We start from the raw sequence: 2079 nt of genomic DNA, 5'->3' as shown, positions 1-2079 counted from the left end.
CGCGAGGGGACGCCGGCGTGCTGAAGATATAGCGGAAATAGGTGGTGCTGGTGCCAAAACCGAGCAGCGCCACCATCAGCACCGGCTCCATCACCGGCCCGTTGCGATCCAGCAGATAAGCCCCATGCGCCAAACAAATGCCCGCCGCCAGCATGGTGCCGCCCTGCACCGCCAGCATCGACCAATGCCGATTGCCGGGATGGTCACGCCGATTGCTCACCATCACCAGGCCATAGCGCGTCATCGAAATCGCCAGCAGGCCCAGATAGACCATCATCGTGCCGAACATGCCGCGATACAGCACCGCGTCGGTCAGCTGCGGATGCATGGCCAGCGGCCACACCAGAGACAGCAACCCCATCCCCAACGCCTGCCCCGCCGCCGTATAAATCGCTGCTGAAAACACGAATCCCCAGTGCCGATGCGCCGGGCCGCCCTTGCGCGTCAGCACCGCCCCCCAGAAACTGGTGAGCGCCACCACGCCGGCACCGACGTGAATGGCCAGGAAGATGTGAAACAGCCAGGGCATGGTGGGTTTGGTCAGTGCCTTTTGGGTGCTGCATACTCTTGGCCACAAGCCAGGGCCAAGGGCAAGGGCATCGGTATGACGTCAGCGGCCATGCTTGGCGCTTTCCTGCCTGTGCATCGCCAGAATATCCTCGCGAAGTTTTGACGCTTTTGACGCATCTGGCCTTGTGTAAGCCGCAGGTACCGTCGCAGCCTGCCGGTCCAGCCGGCGCAACACAACCGCCTGCTCCAACGCCGCGCGGGCGCTGCGGCGATCCTCCTGCCGCTTGAGATGGAACAGCAACAGCCGCACATCACACGGCCGCCGCCGTACCTCCACGATGCAGCCCTCCCGCTCGATCACCTCTTCCTCGCCATCCACAATCCGATCCATCACCAACTGCTCGATCCACCCACCAGCCCCCGCCAGCGCCGCATCCCAGCTGCTGGCAAACGCCGCCGCCCACGGCTGACGCCGCACCCAATAAGCCGATTGCCGCGTCATCCCCACAGCGCGCGCGGCCGCCGCCACACTGCCGACATCGGCGAGGTGATCAAGAAACCGCTGCTGCCGCTCCGGCGTCCAGCCGTTGTGCTGGGGTTGCCGGGCGGGCGGTTGGGGATTGTCGGTGCTCATGCCGCAGAGTGTAGCCCAGGAACATGGCTGTAGGACAGAAGGAGAACAGAGAAAATGGGGCCTCCGGCGGGCAGGGTCGCGGACCCTGCACCCTTTTGTTTTTGGAAGGCCCTTCTCGCAACCTGCCTCCGGGCAGGAGCAAGACAGCTAACCTTGTGTCCCCTAAATACTCGCGTTCCGAAATTCCCTAAACGCCACCCTCATGAGTGCGGGCGATTGCCTCGGGATGATAGCGGAACGAGACCTTGAATGACCCTTTACAGGCGTCACAACCATAGGTTGCATCCGGCCCGTTCTGCCCCTTATTCTGAAGGAAGGATTTGCGGGTTTAACTAAAACAGTTTGCACAAAGCCAATGCGCGGGCTCACCATTCTCCAAGCCCGGCTTGGGAGCGTAAGCCATAGCGCCATTCCGCACATTTATAAGCTGGTAGCGTTGCGCCTCTTTGCTCCAATCTTTGAGACGCGCAATTTCCTGCTTAAGCTCATCAATAAGGCGGGCACTCTCAGCTTCAGCCGCTTGAGCGCTACTCAGCGCTTCTCGGGCAGACATGATGTGTTCCAGAAGGGCAATTTTAACCTCGGTAATTTGGACTTGCGTGGTCGCAGCATTCAAGCCTTTGGCCATATCGTAGGCTATCTTCAGACCGCTAACCGCCGCCATCACGTCCATGCCAACATCCCTTCTTCTGGATGAATTTAAATAGTTGAGAACAAATTACATAATTGTCGTACGGTGGTCAATTTGACGTTTTAACACTGCAAACATTTTTACTTAGAGTGCGCCGGCCTATTTGTAGAAAGCGGGGCCCCGCATCAAGTCCGGGGCGACGGGGTGGGAGGGGGTGTGGGACTGGTGGATGGGCTTATGGGTTAGAGGTGTGGGCCAGCCTGGGTTTCGGGTGACCCTCTGCTCAAAAGGGCTTCGTCGCCCC

Annotated in this window: 3 protein-coding genes; all 3 read right to left on the bottom strand. The window is 60.0% G+C overall.

Going from position 1 to position 2079, the window contains the following annotated elements:
* On the bottom strand, positions 1-529 hold a 529-nt coding region (locus RMO81_RS01800; protein ID WP_310474014.1), incomplete at its 3' end, for a hypothetical protein.
* 81 nt (positions 530-610) lie between these two features.
* The gene (locus tag RMO81_RS01795) at positions 611-1144 is read right to left on the bottom strand and encodes a hypothetical protein (RefSeq protein WP_310474013.1); all 534 of its coding nucleotides are present in this window, start codon (positions 1142-1144) and stop codon (positions 611-613) included.
* Between the two features lie 328 nt (positions 1145-1472).
* Positions 1473-1817, bottom strand: a complete 345-nt coding sequence (locus RMO81_RS01790) for a hypothetical protein (RefSeq protein WP_310474012.1) — start codon at positions 1815-1817, stop codon at positions 1473-1475.
* Positions 1818-2079 lie beyond the last annotated feature (262 nt).

This window comes from Sandarakinorhabdus sp. (assembly GCF_031422795.1).
Taxonomy (GTDB): domain Bacteria; phylum Pseudomonadota; class Alphaproteobacteria; order Sphingomonadales; family Sphingomonadaceae; genus Sandarakinorhabdus.
Note: the sequence above shows the minus strand (reverse complement) of the source record. Positions and strands in the feature narration are given on the sequence as shown.